This window comes from Streptomyces sp. NPDC045026, assembly GCF_056432625.1.
This window is the reverse complement of record NZ_JBWKIS010000014.1, coordinates 109,285-124,686: the sequence shown is the minus strand read 5'-3', so window position 1 is coordinate 124,686 and position 15,402 is coordinate 109,285. Positions and strand designations below refer to the sequence as shown.

The following is a 15,402-nucleotide window of genomic DNA, read 5'->3' as shown; positions in this document are numbered from 1 at the left end:
TTCCCAGGAAGCTATATTGTCTTCCATGGAAGCTAACGCGCGTTGGGTGGCGCTGACCGCAGTCGCGCCGGTGGCCTGGGGGGCCAACTACTTCGTCACCCGTGAATTCCTGCCGGTGGATCGCCCGTTGTACGGGGCTGCACTGCGGGCGCTGCCTGCCGGCCTCGCCCTGCTGGCCTTTTGCAGGCGCCGACCCCGCGGTGCATGGTGGTGGCGATCCGCCGTACTGGGCCTGGTCAACGTGAGCGTGTTCTTCGTCCTTGTTTACGCTTCCTCCCAGTTGCTACCCACGAGCGTCGCCTCGACCGTCATGGCGGTGTCTCCACTGACGATGATGTTCATGGCATGGCCTCTGGTGGCCGAGCGGCCCCGGAGCGCGCACCTGGCCGGTGCCGTGATCGGTCTCGCCGGCGTATGTCTCATGCTGCTCACGGGGGTAGTCGCGACCAGCGTGCCGGGAATACTTGTCTCTGTGGCGGCCGTGCTCGTGTCCTCCTTCGGTCATATCCTGGCTAAGCGGTGGAGCGGCGACGCCGACCTGATCGCCACGACCGCCTGGCAGCTCACCGCCGGAGGTCTCTTCCTGCTGCCGGTCGCCGTAGTTGTGGAGGGCACTCCACCCACGCTCTCCACGCCCACTCTCCTCGCCTTCTGCTACGTCGCCTTGGTAGCCACCGCGCTGGCCTTCACCGCCTGGTTCACCGGACTGCGACACCTGCCCGCAGGCACCGTGGGGCTGATCGGGCTCCTCAACCCCGTCACGGGCGTGCTGTTCGGTACGGCGCTCGCCGGGGAAGTGCTGACGTTTCAGCAACTGTGCGGACTGGCTTTGGTCCTGGCGGGCGTCACCCTCGGTCGGCCCACGCGCGCCGGCCGACATGTCAGTGATCAGGCATCCGATCATCTTGAATCTGGGTCACGAGCAAACGACGGGGTCCCGTCCTACTCATCCGTTCTGGGGCGTCGGCGGGGGTAGCGGTGAGGCCGTTTCTACTCCGACACCCCGCCTGGCGTTGTTGCCCTGCCCGAGACGTACGCGTGAGATGCCGGCGAGGATCGACGCCGGTGTTCCGAAGAACCTTCCGTCCGACCAACCGGATCATCATTCAGCTGGCTCCGGGGAGGCTCCGAGGCTCACTCGAATGAGACACCTTTGAAGGGTCTGGAGAACCGTCGAACTTCACCTCGTACCACCAGCCTGGCCCCTTGGGCAGCGTCGGAACGGCCTCGGCGAGCGCGACAGCCGCGGGATACTCCACGCCGCCAGGTGGCCAGGCCGTGGCCGCCCGCTGGCCTACTCCGCCTACTCCAGAATTCCGCGCTCGGTGTCGGGTCGGCAGTGGGGTTCCCTGTCAAGTCCGAATGTGTTGCATGTGCTCCGTGTTGGGCCTCGAAGTTCAGCGCAGGATGACGGGGGATCGGTTACTGCCTGTAACTCTGATTGCTGTTCTTCGGCCTGCCTATTCAGTCTGAAGATCTGCGGCCAGTCGGCAGCGGAACTACGGGGACGCGGGTGCGGTTCTGCTCGCTGCGGAGCTGTTCGTTCTCGACTTCGAGGACGTTCACGATTCGCGCAACACAACAGGCTGCAACACGAAGATTTAATAGGGAAGTGCGGGCAGGCGTCGACGCCCTCGGCCACGGCCCGCAACGCCTGATCCCGCTCCACGCCGCGAGATCGTTTGCCTGCCATGTGGAAGCCGCCGACGTGTCGTGTTGACCGAACTAACTCCCGTCTTTTCGCACTTCAGTGGCCATGTCTGCTTGCTTCACGCCATGCCTGGTGAGGGACGTCCGGGTCATCTCCCGGGCGAGTCAGTCCAGGGTTTGGGTGAGTTCGCTGCGGGTCGAGGTGTGTACGATCCGGCCGCGCGCTCCGTTGACGATGGGCAGGTACGGCGGGACGTGACCGCACTCGACATCGGCGATGATCGGCACGTCCAGCACCCCGAGCGCGTCCAGCACGGCCTGATGCTGTGTGAGGGAGCCGCCGCCGGGCGCGGAGGTCCGACCGACGATGACCGAGTTGGCCTTGTCGAAGAAGCCCGCCAGCCTCATCCCGTGCAGGTTCCGGCAGATCGTGAAGGCATTGTCTTCTCCTGCTTCGATATACACGAGCAGTCCTTCCGGCGCGTGCGCGCGGGCGAATGCCGTGGTGTCCCCGTAGGGCGTTCCCGCAAGATTGCACAGCGTCTCGATGCAGCCTCCGATGAGGCGGCCTTCGACCTCTACGTCGCCGTCGCCGTCCAGCCTGGTCCACCTTCCGGGGGTGTCGAGGGTGAACTCGCGTACCTCCGGATGGGCCCGGAAGTCGTCCCGGCCCGCAGCTCGGTGGCGTTCGGGCGGAGTCTGGGTGAACCGGTGCCCCAGTGGCGCGGCGGTGATGTCGAGCCACGAGGAGAGGCCTTCGGGCACTCGGTAGGGAGTCTCCATAAGGCAGTTGCCATGCACGGTCGCCGTGCCGGTGAGGAGAGTGAGCGGCGTGAGGATGGTCGACAGGTCCGAGTAGCCAACGAGCCAAGTTGGTTCGGCCTCACGCAAGTGGTCCCAGTCGAGCAGGGGCAGTAGATCGATTGCTGTCTCTCCGCCCCACGGCGGGACCACGGCCCTGATGTCGGGATCCGTCAGCATCGCCATCAGCTCGCGCGCGGTCAGCGGCAGGAGCGCTCACATGGCCAGAACCGTCCATACATTGGCCGACGACGACCTCGTACCCTCGCGCCTCCACATCGTGAATCGCCACATCGAGGCGCTCGCGCATCTCCTTCGCGACTCCGCTCGAGGGAGAAGTGGTGCCTACACGGTCGCCGGGGCGCAGAGGGCGCGGGTATCGAACTGACATGCGCCGGATTCTGGCACGACGATACTCCGACGCGATATCGAGTTACCGCGTCGGACATCAGACCGCCCCTGGGGACCGCAGGAGGCGGAAGGCGCCCGCGGCGGGAAGCCGGCGGACATCAGACCGCCCCTGGGGACCACCCTGACAGGCGGCGCCAGACTGGCCCGTTCGAGGTGCGGTAGTGCCAAGTGGTTGCCAAGTGGCCGACTCCACCAATCAGGATCATCAGCCGCTCGCTCCCCGTTGCCATGACGAAGGGACTCAAGAAAACAGCTGGCGCCTGGGCCTGCGCGCCACGTTGGCGTTCTGCCTCGCGGCGTTCCTCGGCAGCGATCCATCGGCGAGTGCGGTCCAGGTCTCCGAGCTGCACGCGCTCCAGGAAGCGCAGCATGTCGAGGCGTGTCGGAGCACTGGAGTCGTTCATATGGCCGACCACGGCCGCCAGGGGGCGAACATGTCCGGTGCCACTGAAGTTTGACGACCGGTAGTTCCCTGCCACTGATGTTTGACCGGGTGGGACACGGCGACCTGAAGGGTTAGGGCCTGTTCCGAAAGTTGTTGGGGAGGCAATCCCGCACGCCTCGCCGCTACCCTGAATGCGACCGCGATGCAGGGGGCAACGGTGGAACGAAAGGCACGACGGGCCGCAGGGACGCAGTCCTTCACAGATCTGCTCCGGCATCCGAGTCGCCTCATCGAACAGCTCACAGGAGACGTTCGACCTCACGCCGAGGCGGACGTCGTAGCGTTGAACGCTGGAGAGGCTCGCGAGGTCTCCGCGTTCGTCCGTGACGGCCACCGTTTCCGGCAGGGGTCGCTGATTCTGGATCCTGCCGCAGCGTCGCCAGTGGTGTGGCGGCCGTTTCGAGTTCTCGGAAGATCCGGCGAAGACGTCGCCTTGATCGCTCCGCTCCACGTTCACGGGGCGGGCCCGGTCGCCGGCCCAGGAAGTGCCGCAGTCGACAAGGAAGTGTTCCGTCTGCTGTCCCTGCAAGCCGCTGATCGCTACTGGGAACTCGTCATCCCCGCTGCGGACGTTGCTGTGGTCCGTGCTGCGCTGTGCGGGGATGGCACCAGATGAGGTGACCCCGGCGGTGTGGACACTCTGACAATGGATCTTGTGGATCCGAGGAAGGGTGTCCTGGTGGGACGTAAGTCTCCGTATCCGGCGGAGTTCAGGAACGATGCCGTCGCGCTGTACCGCGCGGCGGGCGGGAAACGCACGTATGCGGCGGTCGCGGCGGACGTCGGGGTTACCGGCGAGACGCTGCGGAGCTGGGTGCGCCAGGCCGACGAGCACGCGGGCCGTGATCACGGCCGTGGCGAACAGAGCGCGGAGAGCCGGGACGAGGAGTTGGCCCGGCTGCGCGCGGAGAACGGCCGGCTGCGCAAGGCGGAGAAGGAGTGGGAACTCGAGCGGGAGATCCTGCGTCGGGCGGTCGCGTATTTTGCCCGGGAGGTGAAGTGAAGACCCGCCGCTGGGACTTCATCTCCACGCATCGTGTCGAGTTCGGCGTTCAGCGGATATGCCGGGTGCTTCAGGTCTCACGCTCGGGCTACTACCGGTGGCTCGCCGGTGCGCAGGCCCGCGCCGAGCGGCAGGATACCGACGCCGCGCTGCTCGCGGAGATCCGGGAGGTCCACACCGGGCACAAGGGGACGTACGGGGTCCGCCGGGTCCACGCCGAGCTGCGGGGCTTCGGGCACACCGTCAACCGCAAGCGCGTCGAGCGCCTGATGCGACGGCACCGCATCGAGGGACGTCACCTGCGGCGCCGCAAGCGCACCACGATCCCGGACCGGCTCGCGCCGCCGGCCCCGGATCTCGTCCAACGCGACTTCTCTGCTGGGAAGTTGAACGAGAAGTGGTGCGGGGACATCACATACGTGCAGGTCGGCGGGACGTGGCTGTATCTCGCCTGCGTGATCGACATCTGTTCACGCCGGGTGCTCGGCTACTCGATGGCCTCGCACATGCGAGCCGAACTGGCCATCGACGCCCTCAAGATGGCGGTGGCTGCCCGCGGCGGAAACGTCGCCGGAGTGATCTTCCATGCGGACAGGGGCGCCCAGTACACGTCGGCCGCGTTCGCGCAGGTCTGCGACGGTTTCGGGATACACAGGAGCATGGGCCGGGTCGGCTCGAGTTACGACAACGCCCTGGCCGAGTCGTTCTGGCAGGGACTCAAGAGGGAAACGATGCACGAGAGGCTCTTCTCGACAATGCGTCAGGCGAGGCTGGAGATCTTCCAGTGGCTCACCTACTACAACTCCCGCAGGCGCCACAGCGCCCTCAACTACCTCTCACCTACCGAATTCGAACAGCAACACCAGAGAGAACGTAGAATCACACTCGCGGCATGAGCCCCTGTGCAGATCGCCGTCACCCCGGCGCAACGGCTGATCGTTGCCCTGGCTGCCGTCCACGCCGCACGCGCCACAGCTATCCGCAGCCTCACCCTGGACGACCTCGGCCTGCCCAACCGCAGGATCACCATCGCCGGACACGGCCAACGGCTCGGCGAACTGCCTTACCAGACCCTGCTGGCCTGGCTCGACCAGCGCCGGGCCACCTGGCCAAAGACCCCCAACCGGCACGTCCTGATCAACGCGAAGACAGCCCTGGGAACCGGGCCCGTCAGCCCTGAATACCTCAAGCGGCACCTACTGCACCAGGGCGTCTACCTCGAACGCATCCGCGGCGACCGGGTACTTCACGAGGCACTGACCGTCGGGGCCGACCCGCTGCATCTCACCTTGGTCTTCAACCTGTCCCACACCACCGCGAGCAACTACGCGACCATCGCCCAGAGCCTGCTTGACGACCAGACGGGAGTCCGCCGAGATGCGGTCGAAAGGGAGAACGGGCCCTCTTGACGGCTGCCCGGAAGGGGATCCCCGACCGAACGATGCTGGCGAAGCAGACAGAAAGGACCGGCACGGCTGCTGTCGAGGAGCTGCCGTTAAACCAGTGGCGTCCCCGTCGACGAGCCTCATAGCTTGTGCGTTCGTGACTGATGATCCGAAGATGCGCCCGAACCGACACGACCTCGGCCGAGTGTTCAACGAGGTGCCGGAGCTCTACGACCGGGTCCGGCCTGGATACCCCGACGAGTTGTTCGCGGACCTTGGCTCCATCACCGGCATGGGCGAACGGTCGTCGGTGCTGGAGGTGGGCTGCGGTACCGGTCAGGCGACGCGCTCGCTGGCCGCGCTCGGATGCTCAGTGACCGCCATCGAGCCGGGCGCAGACATGGCCGCACTCGCTCGCCAACGGATCGCCTCCTTCCACAACGTCGAAGTCAAGACGTCGATGTTCGAGGAGTGGGACGACCGCGGTCGACGCTTCGATGTTCTCGTGGCTGCGTCGTCGTGGCACTGGGTCGATCCGTCGATTGGCTGGCAGCGAGCGCACGACGTGCTCTATCCCGCAGGCTGGATGGCACTGCTCGGCAACGTCGTTGTCCGCCGGCCGGGAGAGCCGGAGGTGTATGCCGAGACCGCCGATCTCCACGAGCGGTTCTGCCCCGGGAACCCCGGTTGGGGTCATCCGCCCCTGGAGGACGAGGTGGGCACCACCGACGAGGGCTGGGGACTGGTCGACGATCCCGGCGGATTGTTCGGCCCAACGATCGTCCGCTGGTACTCGACCGTTCAGTGGTTCAACGGGGACGGCTTTGCCGATCACCTTCGCTCGTTGTCGCTGTATCGGAGGCTTGACCGCGACGTCCGTGAGCCCCTGCTCGACGCAATCGCCGAGCGCATCCGCACGCGGATGGGCGACCGAGCATCACGCCGTTACCTGAGCGTCCTCCGTGTCGGACAGCGCGCCGAGTGAACCCAGTGGTGAAGGACCTGCCGATTCAGCGGCAACGGACCCACCGCACTTTCATGCCTGGCTGCCCAAGACGCCGTGGGTTCCCAGTGAAGGCACCTCAGTCACGCTGAACTCACGGCCGACGTGCCGCCCAGAAGTAGACCAACTGCCCCGACCTGCCCCAGGTGCTGGCTTGGGAGGGCTAGGTTGCGCCGGGTAGTCCCAGGGCGACCAAGAGGGCTGAGGAGAGCTGTTCCGCGAACAGATCCGACCCGGTGAGCGTCTGCCGGATGGCTTCCTCGTCGGGAGTCAGTCCGGCGGCGGCCGACCAGGCGAGTGCGCCGGCGATGGCGGGTTCGATGGGGAAGTGCTCCAGAGGGATCTCGTAGCTCTTCGCCGTCTCGCGGTTGAGCAGGCCCTCCCAGCTGCTGCCGTCCGGCGTGACTGCCTCGACGAACCCCACGTCGCTGTCCAGGAAGGACACCATGACTGCCGGTGTCCCTGTGCTCTGGACGAGGTTCGCGAGGCTGCGCCGTCCGGCGTCGGCGAAGTCCGTCACCTGCCAGCCCTCCGCCAACGCCTCTGTGTCTTCAATGCCCGTGAACCCGGCTGCCCGCATGAGCTGGTGCAGTTCCCCCGTGGATCGGGTCCTCAATGATCCGCCTGAGTTTCCCATGGTCAGCAAGCTAGCGGATGCCTCTGACAAGCCAGCTCGTGGTGCTGAGACGCCAGCAAGGGAAGCCGCGACGGCGGACCCTAGTGCACCTTGTCGGTCGTGTTCCTGGGCCGCTTGTTCGGGCGGTAGCTGGGCCCGTTCATGATCACCTGGTGGCTGGTGTTGATGAGCCGGTCCAGGAGCGACTCGGCGACGACGGGGTTGGGGTAGAGGGGATACCAGTCGCTGAGCGCCCGGTTGCTGGTGATGATCAGCGACCGGCCCTACCGCTCGCTGATCAGCTCATAGAGGTCATCCGCCTGGGCCGCGGACAGCTGGCGCATCGCGAAGTCGTCGAGGATGAGGGCAGCTAGGAGGGGGTAGCGCTTCCACAACGACCTCTTGCCCGTCTTGTTGTCGGCCGAGAGCGGTTCTGGAGTCGACATAGTTGATCAGGATGCCGTAGCAGAAGCGTCCTTACAGCCCGCTCCCGGAGATTCGCCGGGGTTGGGGGACCATCGATGCGTGCTTGCAGGGTCGGCGGGGGTCCAGTGCTCGATCAACTCGTCCAGGTCCAACGGAGTACGGGCCAAGATCGCCGGGTCAAATTCGCGGGGTGTAGATCTGCGTGAGCAGCCGCCCACTCAGTGATCCGCGGCGCCGGACTGCCGGTGTAGCGCGACACCGCGCGGTCTCGCCCACGCGGTCGCGGACCTCGAGGGCGAGGCTCCGCGCAGGCCGAGCCCGCCATCGCGGTCGAAGGCGAAGCCGGAATGCGGGACACCTGAACTCACGACCTCGCCAGTCCCGCGGCCGGTCTCGCAAACCAGGGTTAGCAGGTAACTCGGAGCGTCAGTTCGCGTAGCTGGCGGCCGGTGGTAGTGATGTCGTATCGGCGCGCGTTATTGAGAGCCGCCTTGGTCAGGGCCTTGCGCCGGTGGAAGTCCCGGCCCAGCTCGTCTAGGGCCACGGCCAGCGAGCGCGGGTCGCCAGGAGTGTAGGGAACGCCAGCGCTCCCGAGGATTTCCCTCACACCGGGAAGCTCGGAGTAGGCAACCGGGAGTCCGTGGGCTTGGGCCTCAATGAGGACGAGCCCGAATGCTTCCAGGCCCCTGGTCGTGAAGACGAAGGCGTCGAAGTTCGGTAGGCGGCGCCACAGTTCGGCGCGGGGCAGGAACGGCTCGAACTGAATCCGGTCCCGCAGCCCGAGTGCGATAGCCCGCTGTTCCAGATACTTCCGTAGGGTTCCTTCGCCGATCACGGTCAAGTGGTGCGGCTGATCGGTTAACGCGAGGGCTTCGACTGCGGTGATCGTGGATTTGTTGTCGTCCAGGCGACCGGCGTGCACCAGAGACAGCGGTCCGGTTCCGGCAGGCGGTTGATCGCGTACCCACGCATCGTTCAAACGGATGCCCCACGGGATGACGGTGAGTCGATCGGTGAATCGGCGTCCAGTGAGACGGTCGATGCGGTCGGCGAGGGCGGTGGTCGGGGCGACGATCGCGGCGCTGGAGGCAGCAACTTCATTCATGGCCTCGCGTTCTGATGCGCTGCGCTCGGCCATCATCACGTCGGGGCCGTGGGCGATGGCGATGATCGGGATGTTGCCGGCGGTTCGGGTGAAGGCCAAGCTGAGGGCAAACCCGAGGTACTGGGCGTGAATGGCGTCCGGCTGGATCCTCTCGATGAACCCACCGACCTCACGCGTCAACTCGTCAACGTAGCGGTCGAAGTCGGGACCTTGAGGGCGCTTCGTCGTGGAGAGGGTGATCAGCTGATCAAACGCGGCCTTCCAAGCCTGATCGACCGGCGCCCTGCCCAGGAAGGTCGTATGGGTGTCAGGCATCGCGCCGTAGAGATCGTTGACGAGGATCATGCTCCCAGACGAAGGCACGGAGATGCGGTTGATGCCGGTCACGATGTTCAGGACGTTGGTGGTCATGCGGAGATCCCCTTGTTGGACGACCGGTGGATGGGGAGCGGAGACCGGGCTCCCCGGGCCACCTCGACCCGTGAGTCAGCGGTGGTGATGTTCCTCCCGCTCTGACGAGGCGGCGCCCACCATGACGCCAGGTGCGGCGCGAAGCCGGCCGTGACCTCCTTGGCCGGATGTAAGTAGCCCTTGCTGTCCACTTCTGCCGTCCATGCTCTGACTGCCGACCTGGGGTAGACAGGATGTATCCCTATCTCGCCCTTGGGGAGGATTCCATTGAAGGGTGTGGGTATGCCCTCGTTGTTCCAGTAGTCCCATGCCTCAAGGGCCTTGGCTTTCTCGAAGCAGTGGTAGAGCTGCTGGTAGCGCGGCATGTACCGGATCTCACGGAAGATCATCTGGCCGATCAGTCCCGGCGCGGCGTGCCGGAGCGTGCTGAGATCAGCGCCCTGGAAGGTGACTGACGCCGCGTCTTGGGACGGGTGCAGTGCCGTCCGGGCGAACAGGTGGGACAGCCGTCGCCGGACGTACTCGGCGACTCCCGGGCCGAGAGCCGGTTCTAGTCCTTCGATGAGCTGGACGAGCCAGTGATGGCGCGGTGCGAAACGGGCCAGGTCGAACAGCTGGTCCATGCCGTCGACGGCGGCGAAGGCGAGTCGTTTGTAGAGCCAGTTGTTCAGCTCTCCGGCCTGGGAATAGGTCTTGGTCTCCGAAGTAGCGGAGTGGAGCATCAGGTACTCGGACAGAACCTCGAAGTACAGGTAGCCGAGGAACGGCACGTGGGTCACGGCGTCAGACAACTGGTCGATGAACTCAGGTGCCGGAGTGGCATGGCCGGCGGCGTTGCGCAGGGCGACGTCGAGGAACACGGCCGCGGAGCGCACGCCGGCGAGCACGGCGCGGTTGAGCCGGTTGTTCTCGGCCGGGGTGAGGAAGCTCTGGTAGCGCTCGTAGGTACGCAGGTGGATGGCACCGAGATGCAGGTAGTCGATGCCCTTGGGCGGGATCGGCGCATCCGGGGTGACCTCGAAGATCATGGGCGTGGTGGAGGGTTTCGTCCGGATCAGGTAGGCGCCGAGGTTGTGTGGGCGCAGTCCCTCGCGCTGACAGGCGAGAGGCGAGCAGTACAGGGCTCCGACCAGGCATCCGGTGGAGACGTGCAGCTCCCCGCTGGTGCGGATGGCGTCGATGTCCTTGGTGGTGTGCAGCAGGTACATCGGCTGTCCGCTGACGAGCGCTACGGTCATCGCGTTGTTCTGTATCAGCCAGCCGTTGGGGGTTGAGCGTTCCAGGTAGAGGCGCCAGTCACTCTCGTTTTCGGCCAGCGAGGCAGGACTGCGGCGCTGCGCGGGCACGGTGTAGTCCGTGTGGGCGTGCTCCCATTCGTCGCGCAAGAGAACTCCTGGGGTGGAGGATCGGAAGCGGGCCGGGGGGAGTTCGAGGAGCTACAGAACCTCGACGTTCGCTCCGGACATGCGATTTCGGCAGTCGAGAACGTAGGGCGCGTGCTTCTCGATCATCGGGAGGTCGAATCGGGGGTGGTCTATGAGGAGCACCACGGCATCAGCAGCCGCGACCTCCTCCGGACTCGCATCGACCCGGGGCACGTTCAGCTTGGTGTCGTCGCCGTCCGGGATGTTGGGGTCGGCGCCGCGGACTTCGGCGCCGAGGCCGATGAGAAGTTCGGCGACACGTGCCGAAGGTGAATTGCGAAGGTCGGTGGCGTTGTACTTGTAGGTCAGGCCGAGCAACAGGATCCGAGATCCGCTGACGGGCAGGCCGCGCTTGTCGAGTGCTTCCACGAGACGCCGGACGACGTAGTCGGGCATCTGCCGGTTCACGTCGGCGGCGAGTTCCGCGAACCGGAAAGGGACGCCAAGCTCCTGCTGGGCCTTCCACGAGAGGAACATCGGGTCGACGGGCAGGCAGTGCCCGCCGACTCCCGGCCCCGGGGTGAACCGCGTGAATCCGAAGGGCTTGGTCGCGGCGGCGTCGATCGCCTCCCAGATGTTCACGCCGAGGGTAGCGGCCAGCATCGCCATCTCGTTGACCATGGAGATGTTGACGAACCGGAAGGTGTTCTCGATCAGCTTGGCCAGCTCGGCGACCTTCGTCCCGGACACCGGCACCGTGGTCTGAAAGATGCCGTCGTAGAAACCCCTGATCACATCGAGTGATTTGGCGTCGATTCCGGACACCAATTTCGGCGTCCTGTCGAACGACCACCGCTTGTTTCCGATCCGCTCGGGACTGAATCCGGCCAGGAAGTCCACCCCGCCCTTGAGGCCCGACACCTCTTCCAGGATCGGCAGCAGCAGCTCCTCGGTGGTGCCGGGATAGCTCGTGGACTCCAGTACAACGGTCGCGCCGGGGCGAAGGTGCTCGCCCAGGGTCCGGGCGCAGGACTCGATGTAGGTCAGGTCGGGCACGCCGTCCCGCAGCGGGGTCGGCACGGTGATCACCGCGATGTCGAAGCCGGCCAGCGCGGGAGCGTCGGCGGTCGCGGAGTAGGCCCCGGAGTCCAGCACTGTGCGCAGCCGAGAGGAGTTCACATCCGGCACGTAGGACTGGCCGGCTGCGAGCTGCTGGACGCGGTGCGGGTCTACGTCGTAGCCGACCACATGGTGGCCCACCTCGGCGGCGCGTACGGCCAGGGGAAGCCCTACGTAGCCCTGACCAGCGACAACTATCTGCATGTCAGCTCCTACTCGATTGCGGTGCTTGAATGGACCGTCGTTCCTGGTCTGGCAAGGAGAAGCGCTGTGCCCCTGGTGTCTGTCGTGATGCCCGTGTACAACTCGGCAGCCACCCTCGGCGCAGCCGTCCGATCGGTGCTCACGCAGACCCACAGCGACCTGGAGCTGCTGGTCACCGATGACCAGTCCTCCGATGGCTCCATGGACCTGCTCCGCGAGTTCGCCGCGCAGGACAAGCGCGTCCTGCCGGAGTCGGCGCCCGAGCAGGGCGGTGCGGGCCGGGCCCGCAACCGGGCGATCGAGCGGGCCCGCGGGGACTACGTGGCCTTCCTCGACAGCGACGACATGTGGCTTCCGGAGAAGACTGAGAAGCAGCTCGCCTACGCTGCGGAGGCCACTGCGCCTTTGACGTTCACCTCGTACTTCAAGATGGACGCCGACTACGACGGCGAAAGCACCGACTGGGTCCCGAACGGGCGGGTGATCCGTGCACGGGAGCACGTGGACTACCGCGCGATGCTGGTCCAGGACCACATCGGTGCTCTCACCGCCATGTACGACCGCAAGGTCCTGGGCACGAGGCTGATGCCGGAGATGCGCAAGCGCCAGGACTACGCCCTCTGGCTGAGCATCATGCGGGACGGCGCTGACGCCCGGGGCCTGGCTGAACCGCTTGCGGTGTACAGGGCCCACCAGGCGGGATCGCTGTCCTCCAACAAGCTGTCGCTCGTGCAATACAACTGGACCCTGTACCGCGAGCACGAGCATCTGTCGGTCCCGCGGGCAACGCGGGCGCTGGCCGGCGCTGTGTGGCAGTCGCTGCGCAACTCTCGCATCTAGCCCCGCGCACCGGCCTGGGGAGCCGTGTGCGCGACCGTTTCCGGGGGTGCCCGACCGGGCCCCGCCCCGTGACCGTGCGCGATGCTCAAGGGCTTCCCTCGGGGGCGGGACTTGGTAGGCCACCGGTGCCGTCGGCCGACTACGCGGCCGAGCCGTCGCCGGCCCCCGCGCGCAGGAAGAGCTGAAGGAGCAGCCGCCGGTCGGAGACCGGGACGGTCTCCTGACAGCTGTGGAGCGCCTCCCGACCGTGCAGGAAGCGGCGCTGGTTCACGATGAGGTAGTCCCCGGGCTGGAGCATGAAGGAGACCTGGCCCCGGACGAGCTCCTGGGCGAGTTCCCTGGCGGCGTCGGCGTGCGCCTGGCCGAGCTGGGACCGCTCCAGCATCTTGGCGGTGAACCGGACGAACCCCTCACCCGGGTCGGAGCCGTCCAGGATCGGGAACGGCTTGTGCTCCTCGCCCACGCCGAACAGGTCGAAGAAGGTCCCATAGTGGTAGGCCGTCTCGGTCAGGAGGGCGCGGCTGTTCTCCGACAGCCGGGCCACCGCGGCGTGGGCGTCGGAGAGGATGCTGGGGCCGCCGCCGAGCGGGTCGGCGCGGACACACAAAAGCGTGGTGTAGTCCGGGGGCCGGGTCGCGTTCACCAGGTCCATGTGGAACGCGTTGTACCCGATGCCGCTGGAGCGCCCGGGGTCCTTGTCGACCTTGACCCCGATGTCCTTCCATAGGGGCCACCGAGGGAAGGGTGAGAAGGGGAGCGCCACTTCGGCCGCGAAGGCCGTCGCCAGCCGCCGGAACCGGTCGTCGGCCCCCAGTGCCTTGGCGAGGTTTCCCAGGCGCAGCACGGCGTATCCGCCGTCCTCCCGGGTCAGCGCGTGGCGCAGGATCGCAGCGGTTTCCTCGAACCGCGGGGTGGTTGTCAGCTCGGTCCGGTACCGCGCGATGGTGGACTGTGCCAGGAACGAGCCGTCCAGTTCCCAGGGCGGGAGAGAACGGTCGATGAGAGCGGCTTCGAGTTTGCTCGGGATGTCGATGAACACGCGGAGCTTCCTTCTCTCTTGGGGTTCTCGGCGGGGACCAGGGGCAGGCGGACGATGATCCGCTTGCCTCCGGTAGCCAGCTCCGGGACGACCTCGCCCCGGCCACGGCCCACGCCCCGGAAGGGCTCGAGTCGGCGGACCATCTGCGAGGCCAGGAACGTTGGGAGATGCGGGTGGCCGTACGGGAGCGGCGCGTCGGGCTGCTCAACGACGTACACACCGTGCGCGCCGATTCCGTTGAGCGGCACGGTATGCGCCGAACCGGGTTCGACGGCGGCGGCCATCATCATGGCCCTTTCCCGGACACGGCGAGGCGGCACCAGGTCTCGGCGCCGGCCGCGCTCGTCCCCCAGTTATCTCCGCACTCCGATGCCACGGCCGCGACCAGGCATAGACCGCGTCCCCGCTCGGCGGTTTTGGCGACGCGCTGGAGGACTGCGGACCCCGGCATCCCGTCAATGACGGTGATGCGCAGGAAGCCGTCCTGGAGGGCGATCTGTACCCGGACCTCCGCCGTGCTGGTGTGCTGCAGGGCGTTGGTGGCGAGCTCGGAGACCACGAGCATCACCTCGTCGCGCAGTTCGTCCAAACCGCCGTACCGAAGACGGACTGCAGCGATCCTGCGGAGGGCACCGACGCGTCGCGGCGAGGCTCGAGGGCGCGGATGGACCTTGATTCGTTCGTCCATGACGTCCTGGTCGCGGAGCCTGTCCGCGAGGGACTGCCGTACGGCTGTCGTCGTCATCACGTCCTCTGGGGTGCTCGGGCCCCACAGCACACCAACCTGCGGCCCTGCCCGGAATGGGAGGAGTGTGTGCCCGCTGTGTGCCCCGGAGGCGGCAGCGAAAAGGCCCCGGTCGCGTGGACCGGGGCCTGCGTTCAGCGCCGGCAGGTCGAGGCCTCCAGGTGGGCCGGAGGAGTCATCCGCCGGCCCACCACCCGGCCACAGCGACGAGCAGAAGGAGCGCGTCAGCGGGAGGCGGCCACAAGCGTTCCGAGCACGGCCGCGACCACGGTCACGGCACCGAACGCCACGGTTAGGGGTGCCTGCAAAGACGGCCGTCGATGGACCGCCACGGCACTGGTCACCGCGAGGGCCAGAACCATCAAGACCATCTGCAGAGTGATCACAGACTGGGACAGGGACATGGGCGTTTCCTTCACCTCAGGAGTGCCACAGGGCACGCGTCGAATAAGCGACGGAAGAGGTAGAACGAGGCCTTAACCCCTCGAGAGCAAAACAGACAAAATGGCGCCCGCATTCTGTTAGGTCGTTCACTGATGGAGTATTTTGCCCGTGAGCGATGTCACATCCGGGAAGTCCAACGGCCCATATTTGACAGGCCGTTCGACGCTGCCGCTCGCCCCGGCGGCTCCAGCAACGAGCGGCAGACCGGTCAGCGGGTGGCGGCCACGAGCACCCCGAGCACGACCGCGACCACGGACACGGCACCGAAGGCGACCGTCATCGGCGCCTGCATGGTGGGCCTGCGGTGCACCGCCACCGCGGCGCCTACAGCGAGCGCGAGCGTCACGATGACGAGCAGGAGAACAAGCACCAGCTGGGACAGGGACATCGG

Annotated in this window: 14 protein-coding genes and 3 pseudogenes; 6 read left to right on the top strand and 11 right to left on the bottom strand. The window is 66.5% G+C overall.

Going from position 1 to position 15,402, the window contains the following annotated elements:
* Nucleotides 1-25 precede the first annotated feature (25 nt).
* Nucleotides 26-976, top strand: coding sequence for a DMT family transporter (locus AC07EJ_RS27465; RefSeq protein ID WP_478885185.1), 951 nt, complete (start codon nucleotides 26-28; stop codon nucleotides 974-976).
* A gap of 327 nt (nucleotides 977-1,303) precedes the next feature.
* On the opposite strand, the pseudogene AC07EJ_RS27460 reads toward AC07EJ_RS27465, so the two are convergent.
* Together AC07EJ_RS27460 and AC07EJ_RS27455 are read right to left on the bottom strand one after the other, a co-directional pair.
* A pseudogene (locus tag AC07EJ_RS27460) lies at nucleotides 1,304-1,699 on the bottom strand (hypothetical protein); the annotation flags it as partial.
* Nucleotides 1,700-1,815: 116 nt separating this feature from the next.
* Nucleotides 1,816-2,761, bottom strand: a pseudogene (locus AC07EJ_RS27455) (S66 family peptidase).
* A 280-nt stretch (nucleotides 2,762-3,041) separates the two neighbouring features.
* Here AC07EJ_RS27455 and AC07EJ_RS27450 point away from each other — a divergent pair.
* The 4 genes from AC07EJ_RS27450 to AC07EJ_RS27435 all read left to right on the top strand — a co-directional run bounded on the left by AC07EJ_RS27450 (nucleotide 3,042) and on the right by AC07EJ_RS27435 (nucleotide 6,680).
* Nucleotides 3,042-3,320, top strand: coding sequence for a hypothetical protein (locus AC07EJ_RS27450; RefSeq protein ID WP_478885184.1), 279 nt, complete (start codon nucleotides 3,042-3,044; stop codon nucleotides 3,318-3,320).
* 666 nt (nucleotides 3,321-3,986) lie between these two features.
* Nucleotides 3,987-5,206 (top strand): IS3 family transposase gene (locus AC07EJ_RS27445; RefSeq protein ID WP_478885260.1). Its coding sequence is split into 2 segments (ribosomal slippage): nucleotides 3,987-4,242 and nucleotides 4,242-5,206, totalling 1,221 coding nucleotides; the frame shifts between segments, so codons are not numbered across the junction.
* A gap of 6 nt (nucleotides 5,207-5,212) precedes the next feature.
* Nucleotides 5,213-5,719 (top strand): hypothetical protein, encoded by a 507-nt coding sequence (locus AC07EJ_RS27440; protein ID WP_478885183.1) that lies wholly within the window; start codon nucleotides 5,213-5,215, stop codon nucleotides 5,717-5,719.
* A gap of 133 nt (nucleotides 5,720-5,852) precedes the next feature.
* The gene (locus AC07EJ_RS27435; RefSeq protein ID WP_478885182.1) at nucleotides 5,853-6,680 is read left to right on the top strand and encodes a class I SAM-dependent methyltransferase; all 828 of its coding nucleotides are present in this window, start codon (nucleotides 5,853-5,855) and stop codon (nucleotides 6,678-6,680) included.
* 181 nt (nucleotides 6,681-6,861) lie between these two features.
* On the opposite strand, the gene AC07EJ_RS27430 is transcribed toward AC07EJ_RS27435, so the two are convergent.
* The 5 genes and pseudogenes from AC07EJ_RS27430 to AC07EJ_RS27410 form a co-directional block, all read right to left on the bottom strand.
* A complete protein-coding gene (locus AC07EJ_RS27430; RefSeq protein WP_478885181.1) occupies nucleotides 6,862-7,335 on the bottom strand; it encodes a hypothetical protein in 474 nt (157 codons plus the stop codon).
* An 80-nt stretch (nucleotides 7,336-7,415) separates the two neighbouring features.
* Nucleotides 7,416-7,679, bottom strand: a pseudogene (locus tag AC07EJ_RS27425) (ATP-binding protein); the annotation flags it as partial.
* A gap of 467 nt (nucleotides 7,680-8,146) precedes the next feature.
* The gene (locus tag AC07EJ_RS27420; RefSeq protein WP_478885180.1) at nucleotides 8,147-9,256 is read right to left on the bottom strand and encodes a glycosyltransferase family 4 protein; all 1,110 of its coding nucleotides are present in this window, start codon (nucleotides 9,254-9,256) and stop codon (nucleotides 8,147-8,149) included.
* Nucleotides 9,253-10,641, bottom strand: a complete 1,389-nt coding sequence (locus tag AC07EJ_RS27415) for a hypothetical protein (RefSeq protein ID WP_478885179.1) — start codon at nucleotides 10,639-10,641, stop codon at nucleotides 9,253-9,255. Before AC07EJ_RS27415 ends, AC07EJ_RS27420 begins: the two co-directional genes overlap by 4 nt.
* A gap of 51 nt (nucleotides 10,642-10,692) precedes the next feature.
* Nucleotides 10,693-11,943 carry a nucleotide sugar dehydrogenase gene (locus AC07EJ_RS27410; protein ID WP_478885178.1) on the bottom strand — a complete coding sequence of 417 codons (1,251 nt, stop codon included), beginning with the start codon at nucleotides 11,941-11,943 and terminating at the stop codon, nucleotides 10,693-10,695.
* Nucleotides 11,944-12,009: 66 nt separating this feature from the next.
* Between AC07EJ_RS27410 and AC07EJ_RS27405 the strand changes: the two genes are divergently transcribed.
* The gene (locus AC07EJ_RS27405) at nucleotides 12,010-12,783 is read left to right on the top strand and encodes a glycosyltransferase family 2 protein (protein ID WP_478885177.1); all 774 of its coding nucleotides are present in this window, start codon (nucleotides 12,010-12,012) and stop codon (nucleotides 12,781-12,783) included.
* Nucleotides 12,784-12,922: 139 nt separating this feature from the next.
* Here AC07EJ_RS27405 and AC07EJ_RS27400 read toward each other — a convergent pair whose 3' ends face one another.
* The 4 genes from AC07EJ_RS27400 to AC07EJ_RS27385 form a co-directional block, all read right to left on the bottom strand.
* Nucleotides 12,923-13,822 (bottom strand): TauD/TfdA family dioxygenase, encoded by a 900-nt coding sequence (locus AC07EJ_RS27400; RefSeq protein WP_478885176.1) that lies wholly within the window; start codon nucleotides 13,820-13,822, stop codon nucleotides 12,923-12,925.
* A gap of 286 nt (nucleotides 13,823-14,108) precedes the next feature.
* The gene (locus AC07EJ_RS27395) at nucleotides 14,109-14,567 is read right to left on the bottom strand and encodes an ATP-binding protein (protein ID WP_478885175.1); all 459 of its coding nucleotides are present in this window, start codon (nucleotides 14,565-14,567) and stop codon (nucleotides 14,109-14,111) included.
* Nucleotides 14,568-14,791: 224 nt separating this feature from the next.
* The gene (locus AC07EJ_RS27390) at nucleotides 14,792-14,971 is read right to left on the bottom strand and encodes a hypothetical protein (RefSeq protein WP_478885174.1); all 180 of its coding nucleotides are present in this window, start codon (nucleotides 14,969-14,971) and stop codon (nucleotides 14,792-14,794) included.
* A gap of 248 nt (nucleotides 14,972-15,219) precedes the next feature.
* A complete protein-coding gene (locus AC07EJ_RS27385) occupies nucleotides 15,220-15,399 on the bottom strand; it encodes a hypothetical protein (RefSeq protein ID WP_478885173.1) in 180 nt (59 codons plus the stop codon).
* Between the last annotated feature and the right edge of the window lie 3 nt (nucleotides 15,400-15,402).